This is a genomic window from Streptomyces sp. NPDC006332 (genome assembly GCF_040612855.1).
Classification (GTDB): domain Bacteria; phylum Actinomycetota; class Actinomycetes; order Streptomycetales; family Streptomycetaceae; genus Streptomyces.
The window spans coordinates 161691-185639 of sequence record NZ_JBEXRA010000005.1; the positions used below are offsets into that span (position 1 = coordinate 161691).

Sequence of the window (23949 nt, forward strand, 5' to 3'; positions counted from 1 at the left end):
AAAACTGAAACCGGGAACTCCCAAGAATCCGCCGCAATCCGCTGTCAACCGCACAGCGTGCACGGGCAACTCTTGCGTGTTCCCGGTTTTCGGCGTGCCCCTGGCGCCGCCCCGCCCGCTCCCCTCCCCCGGACTGCCATGCTGCGACGCCGAACACCCTTGCTCACAGGCCCCGAGCTGGACGACCGCCAACTGCACCGAACCCTCGCCGAGTTGCGCCCCTCGCAGCAGATGCACGGCCTCGGAACCGGCGCGACCCGCCCCCTGTGGACACCCGCGGCCGAACTCCTACGCGCCACGGGCCGCGACTGGGACCGACGAGTGCACCGCATCTCCGTACTGGCACACACCCTCCCACCGGTCGTCACGGACCGCTGGGCCAAGGACTGCCCACGCGACCCCGACGCCCTGGTCGTAGCGGCATGCACCCGGGTCGCCCAGGTGAAGCAGCACACCGACTGGTCCAACGTATGGGATGTGTACGGCGACTGCAGACGAGCGGCGGACGCCGCCCCGGAGGACCCCACCCCGTGGCTGGCCGTGCTCCGACTGATGTACGCCTGCGGATCCCCACCCCAAGCAGCCGTCCCGATGTGGACCGAGGCAGTCACCCGCGACCCCTGGAACCGCACCGCCCACCACCAAATGCTCCGCCACCTCTCCCCCCGCGGCCACGGAACGCTCGTGCAGATGCTCGACTTCGCAGACCGCTGCACCAGCCAGGCACCTCACGGATCACCATTGGCCCTACTCCCTCTCGCAGCCCGGGTCGAACTCGTCGCCCACCGAACGACCAACGCCTCCACAGGCTCCTTCGCAGCCGACGGCCACTGGTACGAACCCAAGGCGGCCACCGAGGCAAACACCGCACTGACCAACTGGTTCCACACGGACACCTCACCCCACGCCGAGTCCCTGTACGACCTCAACCTCCTCGCCTTCGCCCTGACCCGAATGAAGCGCACAGCGGACGCCACCCCCGTCTTCCGCCGCATCGGCCGCCACATGACGAGCCACCCCTGGGACCTCCTCCCCGACGCAGCCAGAACCTTCCGGTACTGGCAGGAGCGGGCACGACGGTGACCTGACGTCCCGTCGGGAGCAGCGGGGTACGGGGCGTGCACGTAGATCGCGGCGAGAAAGGCTCGAAGGTCCACCTGCTCACCGACGGTCCGGTCTGCCCCTCTCGATCGGCATCTCTGCTGCGAACACACATGACAGCCTGGGACTGGAACCCCTGGTACGGGGTATCTCGCCGTGGACCGCGTCGGCGACAGCCTGCCAAGCTCCACGCCGACAAGGGGTACGCCTAACTACGACTGCCTGCGACGGTGGCTCCGCAGCCGGAACATCGTCCCGCGCATCGCGCGCCAGGGGATCGAGTCCTCGCAGCGGCTGGGGCCGCCACCGGGTGGAGCGGGCGGTGGACTGGCTGGCCGGCTGCCATCACCTTCATCGTCGATACGAGCGCAAGGCTGAACACTTCCTTGCCTTCGCCGGGACAGCCGCAACTCTGATCTGCTACCGCCGGCTCCCGGCCTGAGACGATGCTCAGGTATTGGCACCTCGTGCCGTTACCTGCCAGCGGTCGATCACCTCGCGGTCTCGGACGACCAGCAGCTCATCGGCGAGATTCACCGGCGTACATATGTGGTTGGGGATCACAGCGACCACCGACCCGAGGCATGGCCCCCGCACCCCTTCGGGAAGCCGGACTACGGCGTGGTGCTCCCACAATCCGGTGATGGTTCCCTGCGGGAACTGGGGCAGGTAGCCGTGGCCCGTCACCCAAGACGACCGGTCGGAGCCGAGGACCTTGCTACCGACATCAAGCACAAAGCGGTCCGGGGCGGGCACGCTGATCACCGTCGCCGCGGCAACCAGTGCGAGATCCTCCACCCCGCAGGTGCCGATGGCCAGCTGGGTGGCGTCATTGAAGACGTAGACACCGGGCCGCAACTCGTTCACCGCACCCGGCTGCCACTGCCCCACAGTCGGAGTCGACCCGCCGCTGACCACACGGACTTCGATCCCAAGGTCCCGCAGCGCCTGTGCGGCCTCGCCCAAAGTTCGCTCCTCGTCCCGTGCGGCACGCTCGCGCGCCTGCGCGCCGTGTCCGTAGCCGTGTCCCGGGAACGTGAACACGCCGGCAACATCCAGTCCCGCGTCGGCCGCAGCCTTCCCGACCTCACCAGCAGCGTGAGGCTGTACTCCCGTGCGATGACTCCCGCTGTCAACCTCGACCAGCACCTCGACCGGCCGGGCGCTGCCGCGCACGGCTCTTCCCAGCCGCTGCGCGCCCTCGACCGACTCGACACCGATTCTCAGGGCAACGTCGTCCGCCAACCGGCGCAGCCGCTGCGTCTTGTCGCCATCGAGCCACACGGGATAAGCGATGAACAGGTCATCCACGCCGACCCGGGCGAATGCCTCGGCCTCGCTGATCGTGGCTACGGACAGCCCGCGCGCGCCAGCCCGAAGCTGACGGTCGGCGACCTGCGCGCACTTGTGGCTCTTGGCATGCGGGCGCAGAGCGAACCCTTGAGACCGCGAAGCCTCAGCCATCCGCGAGATGTTTCTGTCCAGAACGTCCGGATCGACCAAGAGTGCTGGCGTAGCCAGCCCATCGGGCAGCGGGGTCACCATCTCTTGCCTCCCACCATGCAACATGTTGAGATGATCATGGCAGGTCGGCGGACCAGGGCCACAGAGCCATCACCCCAGGCCCCACGCCAATCGACAGGACCTCTAGACCGGAACACCGTCGACTACCGGCTAGTGAGCGCTTTACCAGAGTCCTAACGTGCGCACACGACTCCGGAGACCCTGACTGCATCCCCTTCCGCGCCGCGGACGGTCGCGGTGAGTCCAACACGCTCGGCTGAACTCGGGGCGGGGAATGCGAACTAGTGCCGGATCAGGCAACGTTTGCCCTGTTGACGACGGCGCGTAGGCGTTGGTCGTCGGCGTGGCGGTTTCGCCAGATGATGTAGTGGCGGATCATGCTGCCCTGTTCCTTGTGGCTGGCATGGTCGGTGCCGTCGAGGGTGAAGGAGCGCAGGGCCGTGAACTGGGCCTCGATCCGGTTGAGCCACGAGGAGTTCGTCGGGGTGTAGGCGATCTCGACGTTGTTAGCCGCGGCCCAGGTGCCGACTCGTTGGCACCTCTTCGTGGTCAGATGCGGGGAGTTGTCGCAGACGATCGCGATCCGCACCGTCGACGGGTAGAGAGTGCGCAGGTAGCGGCAGAACTCGAGGAACTGTGTCCGCCTCTTGATCGGCTTGATGTGGCCGTAGAGCTTGTCCTTGGCCAGGTCCAGGGCGGCGAACAGGTGCCGCACTCCGCCGTAGCGGTTATAGGTCGCCCGCCGCCTGCGGCGTGGTTCACGGTCGGGGCTCTTGTGCTTGCCGCCGCGTTCAGCCCATTGCCGGCCCGGGTGGGGCACCAGGTTGAGCGGCCCGAACTCGTCCATGCAGAAGATGACTTCAGGTTCACCGTCTTCGGGTATGACCTCGCCGTCGGCGATCGCGTAGAGGTGCTCGACGCGCGCTTTCTTCACCGCGTAGTCCGGACCACGGGAGGTCTTCCAGGTCTTCAGGCGTTGAAAGGCTTCGCGATCTTCTTGATCTCGCGCCGCTCGGGCAACGTGAACGTCTTGGGCCGGCCGCCCTTGTACTTCGGGTACAGCGACTCGAAGCCGTCGGCGTTGAAGTTGTGGATCACATCCCGGACCCGGTCCTCGCTGGTCAACGACACCTCGGCAATCCTCGCCACCGGCATGCCCTGCGCGGACAGCAGCACCATCTGGGCCCGCCGCCAGGACACCACCGACCCGGTGCCTCTACGAATGATCCGCAGCAGCCGCTGCCCCTCATCATCGTCGATCTCGCGTACGTGTACTCGAATCGTCACTCGCACAGTCTGGTGGCCATGCCTCCCGGAACGGATCCCGAGAGGCTCGTCACTTGCCACTGCCCTGTCCTCGAGCCTTGGACGCGTGCCAACGGAGCAGGAGCGACGTCACGCGATCACAGTGGTCAGCCTTGAGGCTCCTGCGGTTTGACCTCGACCTCGCGCAGGCTCTGGTCTTTGAGCTCGGTGCGTGCCTCGGTTCGGTGTCCCCGGGCGATGTAGTCACGCACGACCGCTTCGACGGCGTCCTGGGGCGAGCCGACCCCGGCCAGGACCATCACTTCCACCACCAGTTCGGCATCGAGACTGATGTTGACCTTGGCCACGAGCGGCCCCCCTTCATCGGTCCGGGACTCTAACAGCCGCACAGCAGCGACTCGTTCCCGCTGCGGTTCAATGGCACGGGACCAACAACAGGGCGAACGTTGCCTGATACGGCACTAGCGAATCCGTGTGCGTCAGCGTCCGGCAGCGAAGGCCACGAACGCGACCCACTCCGGGCTGCGGAAGGCGAGTTGGGCTCGGACGGGGGCTTTGGAGTCGCGGACGTGGACGGTGCCGACCGATGCGGCGACCTCCAAGCACTCGCCGCCCTCGTTGCCGCTGTAGCTGCTCTTGAACCAGGCGAGGCGCTCGGGTGCCGCAGTACTCATCGTTCTCCCAGCATGCTCTCGATCAGGGTGAGGGACTCCCGCATGGTGAGTGCCTGTGCCCTGATGCTGCCGTACCGTGCGGCCAGGATACGTACTTCCTCGGGGTCCGTGGTGAGCCGGCTGGAGTTCTGTGCCTCGGTGTATCCCATCTGCGGTTTCCCCTTCGGGGTGAGGAGAACGAACGAACCGCCCATCCCCGCGTGCTCCCAACGGTCCGTCGGCATGACCTGGAGTTCCACGTTGCGCAGCCGTCCGAGCTTGAGCAGTTGTTCCATCTGCTCCCTGTGAATCTCCTGCCCGCCAAGAGGACGCCGCAGCACCGTCTCCTCGATGACCGCAGTGATCATCGGTGAAGGCCAGTGCGTGAGGATCTCCTGCCGGTCCATCCGTGCAGCCACCCTCTGTTCGATGGTCTCGCCGTCCAGCAGCGGCTTGCGCATCTCATACAGCGCGCGTGTTCGACGCTCGGTCTGCAACAGGCCGGGGACATCGTGGTTGTTGTAGAAGTTGATCTCGACCGCTTCTCGCTCCAGACGCGCGTAGTCCCGAAACCAAGCCGGATGCCGAACCCTCGCCTTGGCCTTGGCCTTCTCCACGTCCTCAACGGCGACCGCCAACAGCCCGCCCGCGCTGAGCAGTTCATCCGCCGCCCGCAGGAACTCAGCCTGCGGCGTCCGCCTCCCCCTCTCCAGCGAGGAGATCAGATCCTCGCTGTACCCGAGCCGATCCCCCAACTCCTTCTGCGTGCACCCGGCCCGCTCCCGAAGGACCTTGACCTGCTTGCCGATTGCTCGGTTCAGGTCGCTCGCCTGGTCGCCTTCGTCGTACGTCTCCTGCGGCTCCGTGGCCGTCATCCCAGCACCCGCCCTGCTGTCGCACTCACTTCACGAGGTCACGGCCGACGCCCCGTACAGGGCACCGTCCGTACCGGTACGCGCACCCTGCGTACCGAGAGACTGCCTGGTCAGGGTAGAGCGGTACGGCCACGCTCAGTGACATGAAGTCAGAAATCTCCACCCGGCGGTTCACCCAGCTGTTCAGCGCCTCGCCTCGCGGCGCTCGCCTCGCCCGGCTCCTGGCTGTGCATCAGCTCAGCGAGTGGGGGTGGCCGCCGAGCTGCGAGGTGAGCGAGTCCGTGGCGCTGGTCGTCGCCGAGTTGGCGGCGAATGCGGTCACGCACGGGTGCGTGAAGGGACGCGGGTTCAGACTCAGCCTCACTGTCGAACCCTCGGGCACGCTCCGTATCGAGGTCGCAGATCCGCGAGGCGACCGCCGGCCCCTCCCCCGTCGTACCGCCAACCCCTGCGGCGAGGGAGGCCGCGGGCTGCTCCTCGTCGATGCGCTGGCCGCTCGGTGGGGCAGCGAGCCATGGCCGCCGTCGGGCAAGGTCGTGTGGGCGGAGATCGCTCTGCCCTTCTGATTCCGGCGCCGGACCGGCTCGGCCTCGTCGGCTGAGAAGTGCCCCCCTCAGCCCCCGACAAGCGCGACGAGCTTGATGAAGACCATGTCAGGATCGACCGTGAGATCCACGACTTCGTCGAGGTCCTCGACCTGGCGCTCGCCGGCCAGCACGAAGAACCCGTTGGCCAGGAAGGCGCGCTCGGCGATCTCGGCCTGGCGCTGCCAGTCGATGCGGCGGGGCTCGCGCAGGCGGTAGCCGTTCAGGTCCGTCTCGGCGTCGTCGGGGCGGACGAGGCCGTTGTAGCGGTCGCTCGGGCGGGCGTTGTGGCGGGCGGCCTCCTCGCGGATCCGGAGTCTGATCAGCTCCCGTACGGTCATCTGGTCGGGCAGCCCGGCGACCTCCCAGTCGGTGAGGGGCTTGCCCGCCGCGGTCTCGTCCCGGAACGTCACGGTGGCCATCAGGCACCTCGCTTGATCTGCGTGAGGATGGTCGCGTCGGTGATCTTGGTGTCGGCGGCCAGCAGGAGTGCCTTGCTGAGGATCAGGGAGAGCCGGTCGTCCTCGAACGGCAGGAACACCTTGCCCTTGCCGTTGCCCTTGCCGGGTGACGGGACGATGCACAGGTAGGCGTCGTCGGGCTCCATGAGGATGTTGGCCGAGCCGAGGTGGATCCGGTACGTCGTCAGGTCCCCGCGGACCACCAGGAAGCGGCCGTCGAGCGTGCACCGGTGGGCGATCTTCAGGCGCGGCAGGATTCGTTCCAGCGCCGCGCGGCGGACCTCGGCGCTCGCCGTCAGCGCGCCGAACGTGGCCGTACGCCAGTACACGGCATGGCGGTCCTCGCCCCGGTCCGTCCAGTCGGGATCGGCGGCGATCGAGGTCACGCCCACGAAGAGATCGACGTCCCGCATCGCCTCGCTGAACACCAGCGGGGGTACCTCCGCCAGCGGTATCTCCCGCCAGCGTCTGCCGTCCCGGCGCTCGAAGCGGACCTGGTCCGTCGCGGCGTGGTCGGGCGCGTAGCCGCCGTCGTCGTCCGCGGCGGGCTCGTGGTGGAAGCAGGCCCGCCACTCGCCGTCGCCGAACTCGGCCCGCGCCTTCCCGTCGTAGCCGCCGTCGTGCCGGCCGAGGAAGTTGGCCTGCCAGCCGCGTTCCTTGAACAGCGCGTAGAGCTGCGGGTAGTGGACGACGTGGGCGGCGAACCGGTTGGAGTAGACGCCGGTCTCCTCCTCCGCCGGTGTGAGCAGGTAGATCTCCCGGAAGGCCTGTTTGAACGGCTGCCGCAGCCGCTCCGCGACGAGCCGCTCCCGCCACGCTCTGACCTCGTCCGTCGACGCAAGGATGGGATGCCACAACCGGACACGCTCGGGTTCGCCGGGCGGCTCGGCCATCGGCGCCACCGCACGCCACTCGCCGTCGGCGTCCCCGACATCGCGGAACTCCCAGATGAGAGCGCGGACGAGCACCCCGGTGACCGGATGGTCGCGGTAGTAGCGGCACCATTCGTCGTACGGCCACTCGCGCCCGGCCGACATCAGCGCCTCGACGCGGGCCCGCTCGGCCGACAGTGTCCCGCGTACCTCCTTGGCCAGGTCCTTCAACTCCTGGAGCTCGTCCGGGAAGCCGTCCTTCACTGCCGCCGGGGCGGTGCGGGACGTCCCCCCGTCGGGGCGCGTGAAGGTGAGCCGTACGGTCGTCGCGTCCTCGATCGCCACCCGTACCCGGTGTCCGCCCAACTCCCGTTCCAGCGAACCGTCCGGGGCCAGGCCATGGTCGGGCACGGTGCGCTCGATGAGCTGCCCGGCGGTGATGCCCTGCTTGCCGGCTGCCGTCACCAGCGCGGTGTCGAGCTGCTTGCGCAGCGCCCGGTGCTTGATCCGGGACCGCAACCGCCACAGGGCCTCCAGAGAGGCCGGATCACCGCTCTCGGCCAGCGCGTTGATCGCCGCGCCCGCGAGCTTGAGGTCCTCGATCACGCCGTTGCCGTGGCCGCCGGTCCGCAGAGCGAGGGCGCTGAGGTGCCGTACCGCGGCCGGGCCGCCGGTCAGCGCGGCCGCCCAGACGACGCCGCGCGCCAGGTCCCCGTCGTTCTGGTGGACGACGTAGTGGTAGTGGTGATCGCCGTGGATCCAGGCGGTGTGCGCACCGCTTCCCGCGCTGCACAGCACCTCGTCGCCGGCCAGTGACCGCAGGACGTCGGCCACGACATCCCGCGCCGATGCCGCGTCCGTGAGTTCGAGGCACGTCGCCCGCCACCTCTGCGTGGGACGCGGCCCCGACAGGCTCACCAAGTGCCGTACGAGACCCGCCAGTTCCGGTGACGGTTCCGTCTTCGCACGGTCCCTCAGCGGGGCGGCCCAGGGAGCGTCGGCGGGGATGAGTCCGTCGGGGATGTGCGCCTCGTCCACGCTCGCGAGCAGAGCGCGGAGACGCTGGACGAGCGACGTGCGCAGGCGCGCCTCGACCGTGGTGTCCATGAGTTGCGTGTGTGCGCGCCGCAGCCAGGGCATGACCGCACGGCGGCCGTCGGCGTCGAGCTGGTCGACGGCGTTCAGCACCAGCCCCAGCGCACGGGCGAACCGGTAGCCCATGGCGTACTCGGTGGCGCGGAGCAGCATCACCGCGACCTCCTCGGGCGTCCAGCCGCGCACCCGCGAGATCAGGGACCCGATCTCGGTGTCGTACTGCCAATAGCTCGTGTTGTCGAAGCGGGCGGCCAGCATGAGGCACAGGACCGCGGCCCTGCCCTCCTCGTCCGCGCAGGCCGCGAGCCGCCCGTCGATCTCGGCCTGGATCGCCGCGCCCGCCGCCCTCGATCGCCGGTGCTCGTGCCCGATGAGCCGGCGGTGCTCGGTCCGCTGACGTTCCAGGAGGTCGACGAGCCAGCGGACGCGGTCGAGCGCGTCGGACCTCACGTCGTCGAGCGAGTCTCTCCGCTGGGATTCGGCCACCAGGGCGTCGTACAACATGGCGGGATGATGACAGAGGGGACTGACAACGCGATCAGCTCACAGGGCGCTCGCGTCTGTTCACGAGGGTTCTCGCCGACGTGCCCGGAGCACGGCGCCCTGGTGACGCAAGTGCAGGATTCTTGAAGCGTTCTCACTTCGTTCGATCGATCCGTGATCGGGGTGAAGGAGAGGAGGCTCGGGTTGGCGCTGGCAGCCGTACGCGACCTGCGCGAGTTCCGCGATCCGGTCTCGGCCGAGGAACTGGAGCAGTTCGAGACCGATGTGCTCGCCGGCTTCGTCCTCGCGAGGGCTTCGGCGGGCCTGGCGGACGGCACCATCCGCGGGGACGTCGGCACCTGGACCAGATGCGGGCCTGGTTCGGCCGACCGCTGTGGGATATGGAGCCGGTGGAAGTGCCGACGACCAGGGCCTGCGGGCCGTGGTCGCCAGATGTGTGCTGTCTGATGCGTCGCTAGATTGCGGTGAAACCGCCGTCAGCGGCGACCACGGCTCCCGTGACGAAACTGGAGCGGGGCGAGACGAGGAAGCACAGGACCTCGGCGATCTCCTCGGGCTGCGCCACACGTCCCAGGGGCTGCGCGGCGGCGAAGGACGCCAGGTAGGCGCGGCTGTCGGGGCGGATCGTGTCGAGGAAGTCCGTCTCGATGACGCCCGCGGCCACGAGGTTGGCGCGGATGCCCAGCGGGCCGCCCTCGACGGCGAGCACCTTGGTCAGTTGGGCCAGAGCGCCCTTCGACGCACTGTAGGCGACGCCTTCGGGCAGGGCGACGGTGGAGGCGTACGAGCCGGTGCTGACGATGGCGCCGCCGCCGCGGCTCTTCATGGCCCGGAACGCCTCGCGGGCGCAGAAGAAGGAGCCGCGGGCGTTGACCGCCATCACGGTGTCCCAGTCCTCGGCCGTGGTTTCGGTGACGGGTTTGTTCTGAGTGCGCCCGGCATTGCTCACGAGGATGTCCAGTCCGCCGAAGGCGTCCAGGGCCGTTGCCACCGCGCGGTGGGCGGTCTCCTCCTGGGCGATGTCACCGTTTGTCGCGACGACTCCGGGAAACTCTTCCGCCAGGTTCGTGACGTCGGGGCGGAGGTCGAGGGCGACGACCCGGGCGCCGCGGGCGTGGAGGAGCGCCACGGTCTCCCGGCCCACCCCTCGCGCGGCTCCAGTGACGAGGGCGATCTTCCCAGCGAACTCGGTGGATTCGGATGTTGCGGCGGATGCGGTTGCAGGTGTCATGGGTGCGGTCCCTGGAGAAGGTGAGTGTGAATGCAGGCGCCGGTGCAGGGCATCTGAAGTGCTGTGCAGTGGTGCGGTGCGCGGACCGGGTGGGCCACGCCGTTGACGCATTCACGGCAGGCACACGTGGACGTCGTACGGCCGGGTGGTTCAGTGCGCGGTGAGCCCGCCGTCGACGACCAGCTCCGCGCCGGTGACGAACGAGGAGTCGTCGCAGGCCAGGAAGAGGATCGCGGGTGCGATCTCGTCGGCGCGGCCGGCTCGGCGCATGGGGGTGCGTTGGATGTCCGGCTGCTGGTCGCCTTGGTCGTCCAGGAGGTCCTGGATCATCGGCGTGGCGATCACCCCGGGATGCACCGAGTTGATCCGTACTCCCTGCCGGGCGTACTCGACTGCGGCGGTCTTGCTCAACAGGCGCACGGCCCCCTTGGACGCCTGGTAGGCCGCAGCCGCACCGCTTCCTACCAGGCCGAGCACTGACGACGTATTGATCACCGACGCGTTGCCGCTCGCGCGCAGGAGCGGCATCGCCGCCTTCATGCCGAGCCATGTGCCTTTCTGGTTCACGTCGATGACGCGGTCCCATGCCTCTTCCCGCGTGTCCTCGATACCTGGCCAGTCCAGAATGCCGGCGACGTTCACGAGCACGTCCAGCGTTCCGAACCGGTCGCGTACGACGGTGATCACTTCGTCCCACTCCCGCGCGGAGGAGACATCGAGGCGGGCAGCGACGACGTCCGCGCCGTGTGCCCCGATCCGGTGGGACAGGTCCCGCAGGGGGCCTTCGGCGACATCGGTGATCACTAGCCGGGCGTCTTCGCGGGCGAAGAGTTCGGCGGTCGCTGTGCCGAGGCCGCCGGTCGCGCCCGTGATCAGCGCGACCTTGCCGTCAAGTCGTTGTCCTGTCATGGATATGGTCCTTGATTCTCGTTGCTGCTGGCTGACTGACTGGCTGCCGTGTCGGGACTTCTGGGTCCGCCGACGGCGGATTCGCCCCCGGTGCCAGGGCGGCCGTGGCCCGGCCTCTCTACGACGACTTCCGCTCCCGGTAGAGCACGAGGTGCTCGTGATAGAGCACTCCGTCCCGGATGTCGCCCATGGCGGTGAACCCGGTGTCGTCGACGTAGTCCAGGTGGCTGCCGGTCACCGTGTACCGACCGGTGTACGCGCTGCGCCGCTCGCCGCGGGCTTCGTCGTAGCGGCCGTCCGGCAGCAGCTCCTGACGGATGTGACCATCCGCGGTCACCCACATCCCGACCACGTCGACGTGGTCGCCCTCAACGGTCCCGGCCATGGCGGACTCCTCTCCTCGAATGGTGTGGTCTTTCCCGCTCCACCGAGTCTGGGCAGGTCAGCGGTCATCAACCAGGACGGGTGCTGCCTGGGTGCGGCACACCCAGGCAGCACACCGGGCCGCCGCCTAGCCTGCACATATGGATGACAACCACCTGGGAAACTTCCTGCGCGCACGCCGCGCCGGCCTGCGGCCGGAGGACGTCGGCATGGCGAGCTACGGGGCCCGCAGAGTCGCCGGACTGCGACGCGAGGAGGTCGCCGTCCTGGCCGGAGTGAACGCCGACTACTACACCCGCCTGGAACAAGGCCGCGAGCGCAACCCCTCACCCCAGGTGGTCGACGCGCTCAGCCGCGCGCTGCGCCTCGACGCGGACGCACGCGCGCACTTGTACCGGCTGGCCGGGGCCACGCCGAACGACCAGCCCTCCGTCCACGCCGCCGAGCGGGTCAGCCCTTCGCTGCGACAGCTGATGGACGGCTACCCGAACACTCCAGCGTTCGTCATGAGCCGCACCCTGGACCTCCTCGCCGTCAACGCCCTGGCCGATGCCCTCTACGCGCCGTTCGAGCCGGCGGACAACTTGGCCCGCATGACCTTCCTCGACGCCGCGGGCCGCACCTTCTACACGGACTGGGACCGGGCAGCACAGGCCACCGTCGCCAACCTTCGCGAGGCAACCGGATTCGACCCGGACAACCCACGGCTGCGCGAACTCGTCCGCACCCTCACTGAGCACAGCGCGGACTTCACCCGCCTCTGGAACGCCCACACCGTGCGCGGCAAGACCCAGGACGCCAAACACTTCCTCCACCCGGACGTCGGCCCCCTCACCCTCACCTACCAGGCTTTCGACGTACGCGACGCCCCCGGCCAGCAGCTCGTCATCTACCACGCCGAACCAGGCAGCCCCAGTGCCCAGTCCCTCAATCTGCTCGGTTCCATCCACGCCACCCGGCGCCGGCCCGCCCCCCGGCCCCACCGCTGATCAGCCGAGGGAACATGGAGATAGGTAGGCAACAGTGCCTGGTCGATTTCGCTCCCGCGCGTTTCATAGGTGGTCGCTCATGAAACACCCGGCCGCACGGCCGGTCACCTGTCGCGATCATGTTTCGTGAGTCGTTGCAAACGACTGGACATCTGAAACACCCTCATGAGACAGCCCGGGGTCGTGAGCGACGACTTCAAGCGCCTGGAATCGCACGACTGCCCGATGTCCACCTGCGCCGCCCCCGCGGGCTCTCCATGCCGGACCAGCAAGAGCAAGGTGGCGATCCAATACCGCACCGCCCGCTTCCGCCTGCCCCAACTCGCCAAGGACCTCAGCGTGCCGACCCCCGCCCTACGCAAGCCGGGGTCGGTCTGGACCGAGCTGCCCCGGCCGGTGAGCGCCGGCGCCGAGCCGGTCGGGCACGTCCGACTCGGATACGCCCGCGCCTCGACCGCCCGGCAGTCCCTCGACGCAGAGCTCGACTCCCTCGCCGAGGACGGGGTGACGCGGGTCTGTCGGGGTCCCGGCTCCGCCGGAAACGGGCGGCAGCATCGCTGCCGGGATGGGATCCAGGCACGCCGAGACCATTGACCGGTCAATTGCCCGATTGTACGGTCTATACGTGCCCACACCCCTTTACGTGCAGATCAGGCGAGAGATCGAAGCCAAGATCCGGTCCGGGGACCTGCCCGCCGGTGCACGACTGCCGACCGAGATGGACCTCTCCACCGAGTACGGCGTCAGCCGGGCCACGGCCCAACGGGTCCTCAACGGCCTGGCTGAGGCGGGGTTGGCGATCCGTCGGCGGCGCCACGGAACGTTCGTGGCGGACGTGAGGCGGCAGATCAATCTGCTCGGCTTCGTCACGCCCGAGGTGGCCGCGAAGGGCACTCCGGGCAGACACGAGGTCATCTCCGCCCGGGTCGTCAGGGCCGCCGACGCCGTCCTGACGCTCCCCGGTGCCGCCCCCGACGCGGCCGTGGTGGAGCTGGTCCGCCGCAAGCTGGACGCACGCGAGGAGCCACAGTCCGTCGAGCGGCACGTCGTCCTCTTCGCGGTCGCTCCCGATCTGCTGAACGAGAACCTCGAACACCTCGTCACCCTGCCGTACCTGCGGCGCCGGGGAGTACCGATCGACTCGATCCGCCTCTACCTCGACCCGGTCGCCATCGACGAGCACGACGCCGCACTGCTGGACAGCGAGATCGGAACGCCCGCGCTGATGAGGCGCAGGGAGTTGCGTGCCGACGACGGAAGCACCGTCGAGGTGGTCACAACCCTGGTTCGTCCGGGAACCGCCGAGTTCTTCCTGGAGCTTCCCGTCCCCGCCACCTGAGCAGCGCACCGCTGCCGGAAAGGAACAGGAAGAAAAATGAAGATCATCATTGTCGGAGCCGGCGCGCTGGGCGTGAGCGTCGCCAGGCAGCTCGCTCTGGCGGGCGAGGACGTTCTCCTGCTGGATCAGCGGGGACCCGGCACCGGCACGTCCTCGACCACCTTCGCCTGGGTCAACTCGTACCGCAGGCTCGACCCGGACTACCACCGGCTGGGCCTGGCCGGAATGGAGGAGCACGGCAGGCTGGCCGAGCAACTCGGTGGCGCGCGTTCCTACTTCCCCAGCGGGGCGCTGCAGTGGGCCGACTCCTCGAACGAGCAATGGCTCGCCGACAATGTGGAACGGCTGCGGACTCTCGGCTACCCGGCCCGCTTCGTCACACCTGACGAGGCGACGCGGATCGCGGGCGACCTGCGGATCCCCGCGACCATCACGCGCATCGCGCACTTCCCCAGCGAGGGATACGTGCTGCCGGACCGTTTCGTCGAAAACCTGCTGACGGATGCCGAGCGGCACGGAGCCGAGTACGCGATCGGCCGAGTCGTGACGATCGCGGACAAGCCCGACGCGGTATCCGTCACCCTGGCGGACGGCGAAGTCCTCAGGTGCGACCGGGTGGTTCTGGCGGCAGGTCGTTGGTCGGAGCGTCTGGCCGCCCGGGCCGGGATCGACGTTCCGATGGTGACCGGGACCGGCCGCGGATCGCCCACCGTCGGGCTGCTCGGCTACGCCAGGTCCCCGGAACTCGACCTGCGCTGCGTGATCCACAGCCCCGGCCTCAACCTCCGGCCCTCGGCCGATGGGCACACGGTCCTGCAGGCTCTCGACCTGAACACGCACGTCGATCCGGACGATCCTCCACCCCCGGACGGGGACCTCGCACGCGTCCTCGCTCAGCGGTTCTCCGCGCTGCTGCCCGACCCGGGCGAGCGACCGCGGATCGATCTCCGCATCGGTTTCCGATCACTGCCCGCGGACGGGCACACCATCGCCGGCTACGCGTCCGGGCAATCCCGCGTGTACTGCCTCGTCTCGCACAGCGGGATCACCTTGGCGCCGATTCTGGGACGCCTGGCCGCGACCGAGATAGCAACCGATCAGGAACAGGACCTCCTCCGCTCTTTCCGGCCCACGCGGTTCACCGGCACACGGCGCTCGGACACGGGGGCGGGGCAACACGCCACCAGGCTGGGCGAGCAGTAGCGGCAGCTGCTGATGAAGGTGTGTCGAGGCTCCGTCTCAGCGCAAGGGGTGGCATGGGGCGGGGCGATGTCCGGGCAAGTTCCTGCGGATGCCGAGTTGTTCCAGCACCGTGATGGTGGCGCGCTGTCCCCACTCGGTGATCTCGGTGACGGTCCGGGCGCCGGAGACGACCTCGAAGGCAAAGATCAGCAGCCAGTCGACAAGGGGATACCGCCGCCCGCGACCATGGAGAACGCGGGTCGGTACTCGCTGGAGGTGGGGCGCAAGCGGCCGGTGTCGTGCTGGTGAAGGGGGTCCAGTTTCGCCCGGACGGCAGGGAACGCGGAGTTCAGCGGTCGACGCGTGGGGAGGCCGCGGCACTGGATGGCCGTCAACGTTGCCGACTGATCGCCTCGCACCCGCCCGGGAGCATGCCTGCGAAGGGACGAGCCCCACGCACCGCTCCTACCGATGACTCGTTCAGCGCCTGCGCGACCGCTGGAAAGGCAGAGCATGGCTCTCGATCGTCAGACGGCGACCACGTGCACGTCCGTGGGCGCGAGGACCGCCAGGCAGGCGGCACGGCCCCGCGGATTGCCTGGCTACCGGCGACGCGGCCCCCGCGCCCAGCACGGTGGACCCGCGCTTCTCCGCGGAACCGTCGGTCATTGAGGACTCACGCACGGCCCTCGTAGGCCTGCCCGGCGGACCTTGCCGGGGTCCCATGATCTGGCACAGGACCCCGGCGTCGGCGATGTCACGTCCACAGAGGCCACTCGCGGTTCGACGCCCCCATCCCTGGGCGAAATGGGAGGCGACCTCCCACAACAACACCTGTGCGAAGTATCCTCCATCAAGATGCGCTATGCCCGTTGCGGGTGTGACACCTTCATTCACGGTCGATCAGCCGGAGGACCCATGTCGTGACCGCCCGGGCAATGCCTGCGCAGGCGCCACGGACGGCGGCCAACACGAGGCGGAACCACCCGGACTGGTCGGGAGAGGGGGACTGGACGGCCATCACGAAGCTCCTTGAAGACGGGCGGCTGTCGCCGCTGAGCGAGTCGCCTACAACGCTGGCCGTCCGCTGGGGAGTTGCGTCAAGAAGGGACGTGTTGCAACTCCGAGGGACACCCATGAGCTGGGAAAACGCAGAAGGGGGGAAGAATGGTCAACGAGTCGGATCTGCAAGACCTGCCCGAAGTGCGAGCTCTGGTCGGCAGACTTGTTGCCTTACAGAAGGAGGCGAAGCTCAGCCAGGGGGACCTGGTACGGCGCTTGTTCTGTAGCAAATCCCAGGTGTCACGCTTCATGAGCGGCAAACAGCACCCCACATGGGACGAGTTCGTGCTGCCTCTGGCCGCGGTGGTCGGAGAACACCGGAAACGCCCGATGTCCGCCAGGGAATTGCACGAGCTGCGTCGACTCCACGAGGAGGCCACCCTCGCGCGAGCAGGCCGCAACCGCGGATTACGCCTCGTGCGGGAGCAGTTGGCCGAGCTGCGTACGAGCAATACGAGGTACAAGCAACGGGTCGCGCTCTTCTCCGTAGCCGCCTTCGTACTGGCACTGGTGTACGGCATCGACGCTTCGAACGAGCTTACGAAGGGCGCGACCAGAGCCCACGGCGACACACCAGAAGTGATCACGGAATGCGTCCCGCTCCCTTCCGAAGCTACGAGTGTTCCAGCGGCCTGCGCGAGAACCCAGTGGCGGTGGTCCGCGCCATCCGCAGGAAACGGCATCAAGACCACCTTTGATCTCCGCACCCGCCACGACACTGGCGAACTCGGTGGTGTACTACGCCTGAACACCACCTGTGAGACGACCGTCAGGTGGTCCATCACCATCCAGATCGCAGGCGCCGGTACGTCCGAGCTGTCTGCCGGCACTCTTACCGCGAGGGCACCGGTGACGATATACGCGCCACTCCACCGTGATGCCCGGACCATGACGTTCGCAGCCCACCGCGTCGACGCCGGAACCTGTGCCGCCACCCTCGTCTGGGACCGGCCACAACCAGCCATCAATTATTGAGGACTCACCGTGAAACGGTTGGCTCCCGCCGAGAAGGGAACGAAGACCAACCGGCACGAACCCACGCTGAGACCTATGACTCTCGAGGACTTTTCGCCGTTTGACCCGTCAAGCCCCTGAAAGATGGGAAAGGGCCTCCGACGCAGGTCAGAGGCCCTTTCCGAGGCAAGCCGCAGGCGGCGGCAGACGAGTCGGGCTGTACGCCGGGTTCTGTCACCCAACCGCCTCGCGGCGGCCGGGGAGACGGCCATCCATCTAGGGTCGGCGTTGCCGCCGACCTCGTGCGGTCTACCCAAGGACTCGGGCGGGCAGCCCTCGAACGTCCTCGCAGAGCCGCGTTTTACGGCGGCTCCTTTTGACCTTGCTCCGGGTGGGGTTTACCTAGCTGCCCAGGTCGCCCTGGGCACTGGTGGTCTCTTACACCACCGTTTCACCCTTACCGGGGGCCGAAGTCCCCGGCGGTCTGTTTTCTGTGGCACTGTCCCGCGGGTCACCCCGGGTGGCCGTTAGCCATCACCCTGCCCTGTGGAGCCCGGACGTTCCTCGGGAAGTGTCCCGCTAGGGGCACTCCACGCGGCCGTCCGCCCGGCTCGTCTGCCGTGTCGACCATGTTACCCGGCGGGTGCCTGCGCCAGGACCGCGAGGACCGTCAGGGGTATCAGGCCCGGCGGCCGTTGCCAGGATGGAGCCCGCCAGGATGAGGGTGAAGGCGATCGCGATGCCTGCCGTGAACTGCTCGTCGAGAAACAGGGCTCCCGCCGCCACCGCGACCGCCGGGTTGACGTACGTGAAGACCGTCGCCCGGGTCGGGCCGACCTCCCTGATCAGTTCCAGGAAGGCGACGAAGGCGAGGGCCGTGCAGATCACGCCCAGGCCGAGGAGGGCCGTCAGGACAGAGGTGGAGGGTATCTCGGTCGGCCGGGTCATTGCCGCCGCCGGGGCGTAGACCAGGGCTGCCAGGGCCAGGCAGGGGGCCGTCAGCTGGAGGGTCGGGACGTCTTTCAGCCAGCGGGCGGCGATCAACGGGGCCGTGGCGTAGCCCAGCACCGTCAGGAACACCTCCGCGAGGGAGCGGGCGTCGCCGCCGGTCAGGTGCGGGACGGTGAGGACGCCGACGCCCGCGAGGCCCAGGGCGAGGCCGGTCACGCGTCGTGGGCCCAGGCGTTCCGTGTCGCCGAAGAAGCGGGCCAGGAGTACGCCGACGATCGGGACGCCCGCGATCAGCAGGCCGGCGGTGGAGCTGGACAGGTGGCGTTCGGCGTCGGTGAGGGTGAACCACGGTCCGATGATCTCGATGCACGCGAAGGCCAGCATGGGCAGCCAGTGGGTGCGGACGGTCCGGATCAGGCCGCCGCCTCGTATCGCGAAGGGGAGGAGGAGGGTGGCGCCCAGGGCGCAGCGGGTGAACACCACCACGGACGGGGAGAGCGGGGCGTCCACCGCCACTTTGATCATCAGGTAGGGGATGCCCCAGACCACTCCCATCAGGGAGAAGAGGAACCAGCCGCGTGCAGTCATGCGGTCATGGTCACCGGATCAGCGGCGCTCGTCTTGAACGCTGTTGCGGTACACCGCCGGGGTGACGCCGAGGACCCGGCGGAACCACCGGGTGAGGTGCGCCTGGTCGGCGAAGCCCACCAGGCCCGCGACCTCGGCCGGCTTGAGTCCGGACTCCAGGAGGCCGCGGGCCCGGTGCACCCTGTACTGCGCCAGCCAGGCGTACGGGGGGATCCCCATCGTCGTACGGAAGGCTCGGAGGAGTTGGTAACGGGACAGGCCCTGCTCGGCGGCGAGCAGGGCGAGGGAGGGGGGATCCAGGAGGTCGTCGGCGAGGCGGTCGCGTACGGCGTGGGCGATGTGGTCCGCGCCGGGGATGGTGTCGCCGACCGGGCGGGCCGTGGAGTGGCGGCGGGCCAGGGCCGTGAGCAGCCACGGGAGGCGGGACTCGGTCTCCAACGGGTCGGGGCAGGCGCTGAGTTCGCGGTGGGCGCGGCTGAGGGCGGTGGCGAGTTCGGGGTCGTCGAGGAGCGGCTCGCGGAAGTACGGGAGGCCGCCGCGGGTGCCGTCGCCGAGCAGGTCCGGGGCGGGGTACAGGGCGCGGTAGGCGTAGCCGTCGGAGGCGGCGGCGGGGCGGCCGGTGTGCATCTCGCCGGGGGCGAGTACGACGATGGAGCCCGGGCCGGGCCGGAGGTGGCCGCCCCGGTAGTCGATGACCTCGGAGCCGTCGACGCAGATGCCGATGCTGTACTCGTCGTGCGCGTGCGAGGCGTAGACGTGGCGGTCGAAGCGGGCGGTGAGCAGGTCGAGCGGGGGGCCGCAGCGGCCGAGTCGTGCCCTGGTCCACTGTGCCTGCTCCATCGCCACCCCCTGCTCGTCGTCTTGAGGATGCAACGCCGGAGGGCTCAGAGAAAGTCCGACGTGTCCAGGTCGAAGGCGAAGGGCTCGGGAAGGGTGAGCTGCTTCCCGAAGGGGACGGTGCAGCGCTGGCGGTAGTCGTCCTCTCGCGGGTTGCTGAGGAGCGTCACCTCGGAGTTGTCGCGGTCGACGAGCAGGTAGAGCGCGATGCCGGCGCGGGCGTAGCAGCGGCGTTTGACCTCACGGTCCGCGTTGGGCTTGGTGGACGTCACCTCCAGCACCATCGCAACGCCCTGGCAGGGCATCCAGGAGTCGGCTCCTCTGAAGAGCCGCAGAACCTGCGGAGCGAACGTGCCGTCGGGGAGCACATGGTCCCTCGGGCACCCCTCTGCTTTCCCTAGCGTCAGCCCTTTGTTCCCGGAGAACTGCATGTCGGTCCGGGAGCGCCTGATCACCTGCGTCACGATCAACCCGATGTAGTCCTCGTGGTCACCGTCCGGTGGCGGCGTCACAACGATCTCCCCCTCGATCAGCTCCGCCCGGAAGCCCTCCGGGGTGTCCAGGGCGAGGAAGCCCTCCAGCAGGACGTCCGCCTGCGTGAGCGGCTGATGGGCCATGGCAGTCATGTCACGCCCCTCCTTCGGTCGCTCGCCATGCTGGGACATCGGCTGATCACCTGGCCGTGAGATCGGGAACCGTTCCCTCGATCGTGGCACAGGAGCGGCGCCCTCGTCAGGCGGCGAGGCCGCGTCCTTGACCCTGCCGCAGCGTCAACGTTTGTACTGGTCCCATGCGGATCGGAGAACTCGCCGAGGCCGTCGGCGTCACCACGCGGACCGTCCGGCACTACCACCATCTGGGGCTGCTGCCCGAGCCCGAGCGGCGTGCCAACGGCTATCGGGACTACACGCTGCGGCATGCCGTCGTGCTGGCGCGGATCCGGCGGCTGACCGAGCTGGGGCTGGGGCTCGCGGAGGTGCGGGATGTGCTCGCTGAGGACGCGGGGAAGGATCTCGTGGAGGTTCTCACCGAGCTCGACGAGGATCTGGCGCGGCAGGAGGCGGCGATCCGGGAGCGGCGGGCGCGGCTGCGGGAGCTGCTGGTAGACGGCGGGCTGACGGCTGAGGGGCCGGTGTCGCCCGAGCTCGCGGCGCTGTTCAGCGAGGTGGGGCACGTCTCCGACTCCCCCATGGCCGCCAAGGACCGCGAGATTCTCACGCTGTTCGACTCCGCGGCCGGTCCGGAGACCCGCCATGAGCTGATCGGGCTTGTGGGCGACGCGTTCGGTACGCCGGACGCGGTGGAGCGGGCCCGTGCCGCGTACGCGCTGCTCGACGGCCTCGCCGACGCCGATCCGGCCGACCCGCGGGTGGACGAGGCCGCGCGGGCCCTCGCCGACTGTCTGCCCGGTGAGCTCTTCCCGGCGGGCGAATTAGGCGAGGCCGGCATCGACGGCGAACACAGCTTCCTGCGTGCCTTGTACGACGACTTCGCGCCCGCGCAGGCTGAGGCATTCCGGCGGACGCTGAGGATCATCACGGAGGGACGGCCATGAGGACTGGGGGGACAGGGAGGATAGGGAGGACGGCCGTGAGAGCTGCCCGTGTCGTGGTCCGGTCTGAGATGCGGATGTTCGTGAGTCTGTTGCTGTGGGTGGCGCGGCGGAGTCACGGCACCGGTGGTGGGCGGGCCTTCGGGTATGCGCGTGGGCAGGGCGCGATGATGTTCGGGCTCGCGTTCGTGTGCGTGGTCGAGACGCTGACGATGTCGGTGCTGTTGCGGGACTTTCCGGTCGTGCACGGGGTGGTGCTCGTTCTGGACGTCTACGCCATCCTGTTCGTCGTCGCGTTGCATGCGGCGAACGTGGTCCGGCCGCATGTGCTGGAGCCCGAAGTGCTCCGCGTCCGTCGGGCCGTCCACGTCGATCTGCGCATACCGCTGGAGCGGATCGCCTCCGTGCGCCGGGAGTTGAGGTGCGTGCGGGAGCGGGCTGACGGTGAACTCGACGTGGACATGGGGGCGCAGACCTCCGTCACCCTCGAACTCAGCGAGCCTGTCGACCACTTGACGTTTCTCGGCCGACGACGGGAGGTCAGGCTGGTGCGCTTCCACGCCGACGACGCCGACGTACTCGTACACGAGCTCGGACAGGCCATCAGGCCGGCGCGAAGCGTACCGTCGCCGCTGCCGGATCAGCCCGGGCGAGCCGTACCCGCAACCGCTCCCCCAGTGGCAGCGGGGTCCCGTCGCCCTCGATGCGGCCGATGATCGCCGGGGACTCCAACTGGACGGTGCCGAAGGCGGGTTGGCGTTCCTCCACGTCGACCACCCATCCGTCGAACACCTCCCCCACCCGGTCCTTGAGCAGCAGGGCCTCGACGATGTCGACGCATCCCCGTTCGACGGCGCCCGCGCGGCGGCCGCCGTCCGCCATCTCGCCGCGCAGTGCGTCGAGCGAGGTGAGCACCCAGTCGGGTGGGTCCTGGCCGGCGACGGCTGCGAGGCAGATCTCGGAGGTGTACCGGTCGACGAGGCGGCGCAGCGGGGCGGTGCAGTGTGCGTAGGGCGCGGCGACGGCGGCGTGGGTGGTGATGGGCGGGAGGTTGCCGTCGCGGAAGACCGTGTAGCCGGCGCCGCGCAGGAGAGTCGTGCACTCCTGGAGGAACGCGGCGTGACGGGGGTCGTGCGGGTCGAGGGAGCGGATGAGGCGGTCGTAGGAGAGGTGGTGCGGCCAGTCGATGCGCAGGGCGTGGGCAGTACGGCGCAGTCGGCCGACGTCCCCCACTCTCGGCTGCGCTCGAGCGGGGGCACCCCCATCGTCGGGGGCGGCCGGGAGAGTGCGGAGGACTCCGGTGCCGTGCGCGATCATCAGGTCCGCCGCGGCCATGCCGGTGAGCAGGGAGAGCTGCGCGTTCCAGGCTTCGGCGGGGAGCGGGGCGCGGTACGTCAGCTCGTAGGTGTGGTCGTGTTCGATGATCTCCTGCTCGGGCACGTTGAGCGAGATGCCGCCGCGCTCGATCTCCAGCGCCTCCCGCAGCCGCCCGATCACCTCAAGCAGCGCGAGTGGTTCCTCGGCGGTGCGGGAGTCGATCGCCTGTTGCGCTCCCGCGTAGTCGAGCCTGGCCCGGCTGCGGACGAGGGCCCGGTGGACGTCGACGGCGACGGTACGGCCGTCCGCGTCCAGGTCCAGGGTCCACAGCGCGGCCGGGCGGACCTGGTCCGGGAGCAGGCTGGCGGCACCCTCGCTCAGGACGGCGGGGTGCAGCGGGACCTTCCCGTCGGGGAAGTAGAGGGTGGTCGCCCGCCGGTGCGTCTGCGCGTCCAGGGCCGTACCGGGGACGACGAACGCGCCGACGTCGGCGATGGCGTACCGGACGCGGTAGCCGGTGCCGCGGCGGGACAGGTGCATCGCCTGGTCAAGGTCGACGGAGGCGGGCGGGTCGATGGTGAGGAACGGGATGTCGGTGGCGTCCTCGGCGGGGAGTGCGGGTGCGTTCGCCGCGCGCTCTGCCTCGGCGAGCGCCTCCGGCGGGAAATCCTCGGGCACTCCGAGTTCGGCGCGCAGTGCGGTGAGGGCGGCCCGGAGGGGGGCTTCGGGTGCGCCGGTCACGCGGATGTGGCGGCGAGGCATACAGCGAGCGTAGGGCCTGTCCGGCGGATCAGCTCGGAGGAAGGCCACGGTGCGTGATAGGTGCAGGTGAGCTGGGTGGTGGGGTGCCTCGGGGTGAGAGTCGACGCGACGGCCGACTCGAACGCGGAGGCCCCGGTCGTCACGCCGCGTTCGTTCCGTCAGCTGTTGCTTCGGCTGGCGCTTCCACCGTTGCTTCCACGCCCAGGTCGATGGCGTCGGCGTGGTCTCTCAGCCAGTCGATCTCACGGTGCAGCCAGGAGCCGGGGCCTTTCACGCGTCCGGCGCGGGCGTGCATGTCGCGCTCGGCCTCGACCCGGGCGACGATGAGCCTTCCGAAGCCCTGACGGCGCTCGTGCTCGAGGCCGTACACGTCGAGGAAGGTACGTACGAGGGCCAGCTGGTGGTCGAGAGGGCCGGTGATCTCGGCGCCGAGCAGCCACAGCCAGGCGGCATAGGCGAGGTCACGCGTGCGGGGGCCGGGGGCGGCCTGGTCGAAGTCGAAGGCGCGGACGGGGAGATCGTCGACGAAGGTGACGTTGAGCGGCGAGAAGTCGTTGTGGCACACCGTCTCCTCGTCACCCGCGATCTGGGTGCCGGCGGTCGCGTCGTGCAGTCGGCGCAGCAGTCGCGCCGCGGCGGTGATCTGGGCGGGCGACCAGTCACGGGCCCGGAAGGCCGTCACCACGTCACCGTGCTGGAAGCTGAGGATCTCGCGGCCTTTGTCGTCGATTCCGAGGAGTCTCGGCGCGGCGTCCGCGCCGACGTCCTCCAGATGCCGCAGCAGCCGGTGCACGAACGGCGAGTGCGGCCCGACCGGCCGCCGCACCATGTCCCCGACACGGACGACTCCCGGCGTGATACGGCCCCCGGTCAACGGAATCTCCGGCTGCTCCGGCTGCTCCGGCTCTTGTTCCATTCGCGTCAGCTTAGGGGCCTGACGATCGGCCGACTGTGAAT

The 23949-nt window shown here is 69.1% G+C and carries 23 protein-coding genes, 1 other RNA gene and 3 pseudogenes; 11 read left to right on the plus strand and 16 right to left on the minus strand.

Annotated features, from left to right (window positions below; translation table 11 throughout):
• Positions 1 to 159 precede the first annotated feature (159 nt).
• Both ABZ027_RS07100 and ABZ027_RS07105 read left to right on the plus strand, forming a co-directional pair.
• The gene (locus ABZ027_RS07100) at positions 160 to 1083 is read left to right on the plus strand and encodes a hypothetical protein (protein WP_356765200.1); all 924 of its coding nucleotides are present in this window, start codon (positions 160 to 162) and stop codon (positions 1081 to 1083) included.
• A 44-nt stretch (positions 1084 to 1127) separates the two neighbouring features.
• Positions 1128 to 1543 (plus strand): annotated as a pseudogene (locus tag ABZ027_RS07105) (transposase); the annotation flags it as partial.
• A gap of 8 nt (positions 1544 to 1551) precedes the next feature.
• On the opposite strand, the gene ABZ027_RS07110 reads toward ABZ027_RS07105, so the two are convergent.
• The 5 genes and pseudogenes from ABZ027_RS07110 to ABZ027_RS07130 all read right to left on the minus strand — a co-directional run bounded on the left by ABZ027_RS07110 (position 1552) and on the right by ABZ027_RS07130 (position 5419).
• A complete protein-coding gene (locus tag ABZ027_RS07110) occupies positions 1552 to 2646 on the minus strand; it encodes an alanine racemase (RefSeq protein ID WP_356765202.1) in 1095 nt (364 codons plus the stop codon).
• Positions 2647 to 2917: 271 nt separating this feature from the next.
• Positions 2918 to 3912: pseudogene (locus ABZ027_RS07115) on the minus strand (transposase).
• A 125-nt stretch (positions 3913 to 4037) separates the two neighbouring features.
• Complete coding sequence (locus ABZ027_RS07120; protein WP_086800714.1) at positions 4038 to 4238, minus strand: type II toxin-antitoxin system VapB family antitoxin; 201 nt, start codon at positions 4236 to 4238, stop codon at positions 4038 to 4040.
• A 132-nt stretch (positions 4239 to 4370) separates the two neighbouring features.
• Complete coding sequence (locus tag ABZ027_RS07125; protein ID WP_356765204.1) at positions 4371 to 4565, minus strand: DUF397 domain-containing protein; 195 nt, start codon at positions 4563 to 4565, stop codon at positions 4371 to 4373.
• Positions 4562 to 5419 carry a helix-turn-helix transcriptional regulator gene (locus tag ABZ027_RS07130; protein WP_356765206.1) on the minus strand — a complete coding sequence of 286 codons (858 nt, stop codon included), beginning with the start codon at positions 5417 to 5419 and terminating at the stop codon, positions 4562 to 4564. The genes ABZ027_RS07125 and ABZ027_RS07130 overlap by 4 nt, the downstream gene beginning before the upstream one ends.
• A gap of 143 nt (positions 5420 to 5562) precedes the next feature.
• Between ABZ027_RS07130 and ABZ027_RS07135 the strand changes: the two genes are divergently transcribed.
• On the plus strand, positions 5563 to 5985 hold the full coding sequence (locus tag ABZ027_RS07135) for an ATP-binding protein (protein WP_356765208.1): 423 nt from the start codon (positions 5563 to 5565) through the stop codon (positions 5983 to 5985).
• Between the two features lie 47 nt (positions 5986 to 6032).
• Here ABZ027_RS07135 and ABZ027_RS07140 read toward each other — a convergent pair whose 3' ends face one another.
• Both ABZ027_RS07140 and ABZ027_RS07145 read right to left on the minus strand, forming a co-directional pair.
• Positions 6033 to 6425, minus strand: a complete 393-nt coding sequence (locus tag ABZ027_RS07140) for a hypothetical protein (protein WP_356765210.1) — start codon at positions 6423 to 6425, stop codon at positions 6033 to 6035.
• Positions 6425 to 8935: a DUF4132 domain-containing protein gene (locus tag ABZ027_RS07145; RefSeq protein WP_356765212.1), complete on the minus strand. Its 2511-nt coding sequence runs from the start codon at positions 8933 to 8935 to the stop codon at positions 6425 to 6427. The genes ABZ027_RS07140 and ABZ027_RS07145 overlap by 1 nt, the downstream gene beginning before the upstream one ends.
• A 183-nt stretch (positions 8936 to 9118) precedes the next feature.
• Here ABZ027_RS07145 and ABZ027_RS07150 point away from each other — a divergent pair, with 183 nt between their 5' ends.
• Positions 9119 to 9382: a hypothetical protein gene (locus tag ABZ027_RS07150; protein WP_356765214.1), complete on the plus strand. Its 264-nt coding sequence runs from the start codon at positions 9119 to 9121 to the stop codon at positions 9380 to 9382.
• A 7-nt stretch (positions 9383 to 9389) separates the two neighbouring features.
• Here the strand turns inward: ABZ027_RS07150 and ABZ027_RS07155 are convergent, their stop codons facing one another.
• The 3 genes from ABZ027_RS07155 to ABZ027_RS07165 form a co-directional block, all read right to left on the minus strand.
• Entirely contained in the window at positions 9390 to 10166 is a 777-nt protein-coding gene (locus tag ABZ027_RS07155; protein ID WP_356765216.1) for an SDR family oxidoreductase, read from the minus strand.
• 150 nt (positions 10167 to 10316) lie between these two features.
• Complete coding sequence (locus ABZ027_RS07160; protein ID WP_356765218.1) at positions 10317 to 11075, minus strand: glucose 1-dehydrogenase; 759 nt, start codon at positions 11073 to 11075, stop codon at positions 10317 to 10319.
• A 118-nt stretch (positions 11076 to 11193) separates the two neighbouring features.
• Positions 11194 to 11460, minus strand: a complete 267-nt coding sequence (locus ABZ027_RS07165; protein WP_356765220.1) for an Atu4866 domain-containing protein — start codon at positions 11458 to 11460, stop codon at positions 11194 to 11196.
• Positions 11461 to 11599: 139 nt separating this feature from the next.
• Here ABZ027_RS07165 and ABZ027_RS07170 point away from each other — a divergent pair, with 139 nt between their 5' ends.
• The 5 genes from ABZ027_RS07170 to ABZ027_RS07190 all read left to right on the plus strand — a co-directional run bounded on the left by ABZ027_RS07170 (position 11600) and on the right by ABZ027_RS07190 (position 17006).
• Entirely contained in the window at positions 11600 to 12448 is an 849-nt protein-coding gene (locus ABZ027_RS07170; RefSeq protein ID WP_356765222.1) for a helix-turn-helix transcriptional regulator, read from the plus strand.
• Positions 12449 to 12631: 183 nt separating this feature from the next.
• Positions 12632 to 13042 carry a hypothetical protein gene (locus tag ABZ027_RS07175; protein WP_356765224.1) on the plus strand — a complete coding sequence of 137 codons (411 nt, stop codon included), beginning with the start codon at positions 12632 to 12634 and terminating at the stop codon, positions 13040 to 13042.
• A gap of 31 nt (positions 13043 to 13073) precedes the next feature.
• Positions 13074 to 13787, plus strand: a complete 714-nt coding sequence (locus ABZ027_RS07180; protein ID WP_356765226.1) for a GntR family transcriptional regulator — start codon at positions 13074 to 13076, stop codon at positions 13785 to 13787.
• A 36-nt stretch (positions 13788 to 13823) separates the two neighbouring features.
• Positions 13824 to 14990, plus strand: coding sequence for an FAD-binding oxidoreductase (locus ABZ027_RS07185; protein WP_356765228.1), 1167 nt, complete (start codon positions 13824 to 13826; stop codon positions 14988 to 14990).
• 1146 nt (positions 14991 to 16136) lie between these two features.
• Entirely contained in the window at positions 16137 to 17006 is an 870-nt protein-coding gene (locus tag ABZ027_RS07190; RefSeq protein WP_356765230.1) for a helix-turn-helix transcriptional regulator, read from the plus strand.
• A gap of 183 nt (positions 17007 to 17189) precedes the next feature.
• On the opposite strand, the gene rnpB is transcribed toward ABZ027_RS07190, so the two are convergent.
• From rnpB to ABZ027_RS07210, 4 genes and pseudogenes are all read right to left on the minus strand, one after another.
• Positions 17190 to 17599, minus strand: an RNA gene (gene rnpB / locus ABZ027_RS07195) — RNase P RNA component class A.
• Between the two features lie 142 nt (positions 17600 to 17741).
• Positions 17742 to 18524, minus strand: a pseudogene (locus ABZ027_RS07200) (DMT family transporter); the annotation flags it as partial.
• Between the two features lie 18 nt (positions 18525 to 18542).
• A complete protein-coding gene (locus ABZ027_RS07205; RefSeq protein WP_356765232.1) occupies positions 18543 to 19364 on the minus strand; it encodes an AraC family transcriptional regulator in 822 nt (273 codons plus the stop codon).
• A gap of 44 nt (positions 19365 to 19408) precedes the next feature.
• Positions 19409 to 19987 (minus strand): Uma2 family endonuclease, encoded by a 579-nt coding sequence (locus ABZ027_RS07210; RefSeq protein WP_356765234.1) that lies wholly within the window; start codon positions 19985 to 19987, stop codon positions 19409 to 19411.
• Between the two features lie 164 nt (positions 19988 to 20151).
• On the opposite strand from ABZ027_RS07210, the gene ABZ027_RS07215 reads away from it, so the two are divergent.
• Positions 20152 to 20916, plus strand: a complete 765-nt coding sequence (locus tag ABZ027_RS07215; protein ID WP_356765236.1) for a MerR family transcriptional regulator — start codon at positions 20152 to 20154, stop codon at positions 20914 to 20916.
• Positions 20917 to 20951: 35 nt separating this feature from the next.
• The gene (locus tag ABZ027_RS07220) at positions 20952 to 21629 is read left to right on the plus strand and encodes a hypothetical protein (RefSeq protein WP_356765238.1); all 678 of its coding nucleotides are present in this window, start codon (positions 20952 to 20954) and stop codon (positions 21627 to 21629) included.
• On the opposite strand, the gene ABZ027_RS07225 is transcribed toward ABZ027_RS07220, so the two are convergent.
• Positions 21517 to 22992: an RNB domain-containing ribonuclease gene (locus tag ABZ027_RS07225; RefSeq protein WP_356765240.1), complete on the minus strand. Its 1476-nt coding sequence runs from the start codon at positions 22990 to 22992 to the stop codon at positions 21517 to 21519. The two genes, ABZ027_RS07220 and ABZ027_RS07225, sit on opposite strands and share 113 nt — an antisense overlap.
• A gap of 139 nt (positions 22993 to 23131) precedes the next feature.
• Positions 23132 to 23908, minus strand: coding sequence for a phosphotransferase (locus tag ABZ027_RS07230; protein WP_356765242.1), 777 nt, complete (start codon positions 23906 to 23908; stop codon positions 23132 to 23134).
• Between the last annotated feature and the right edge of the window lie 41 nt (positions 23909 to 23949).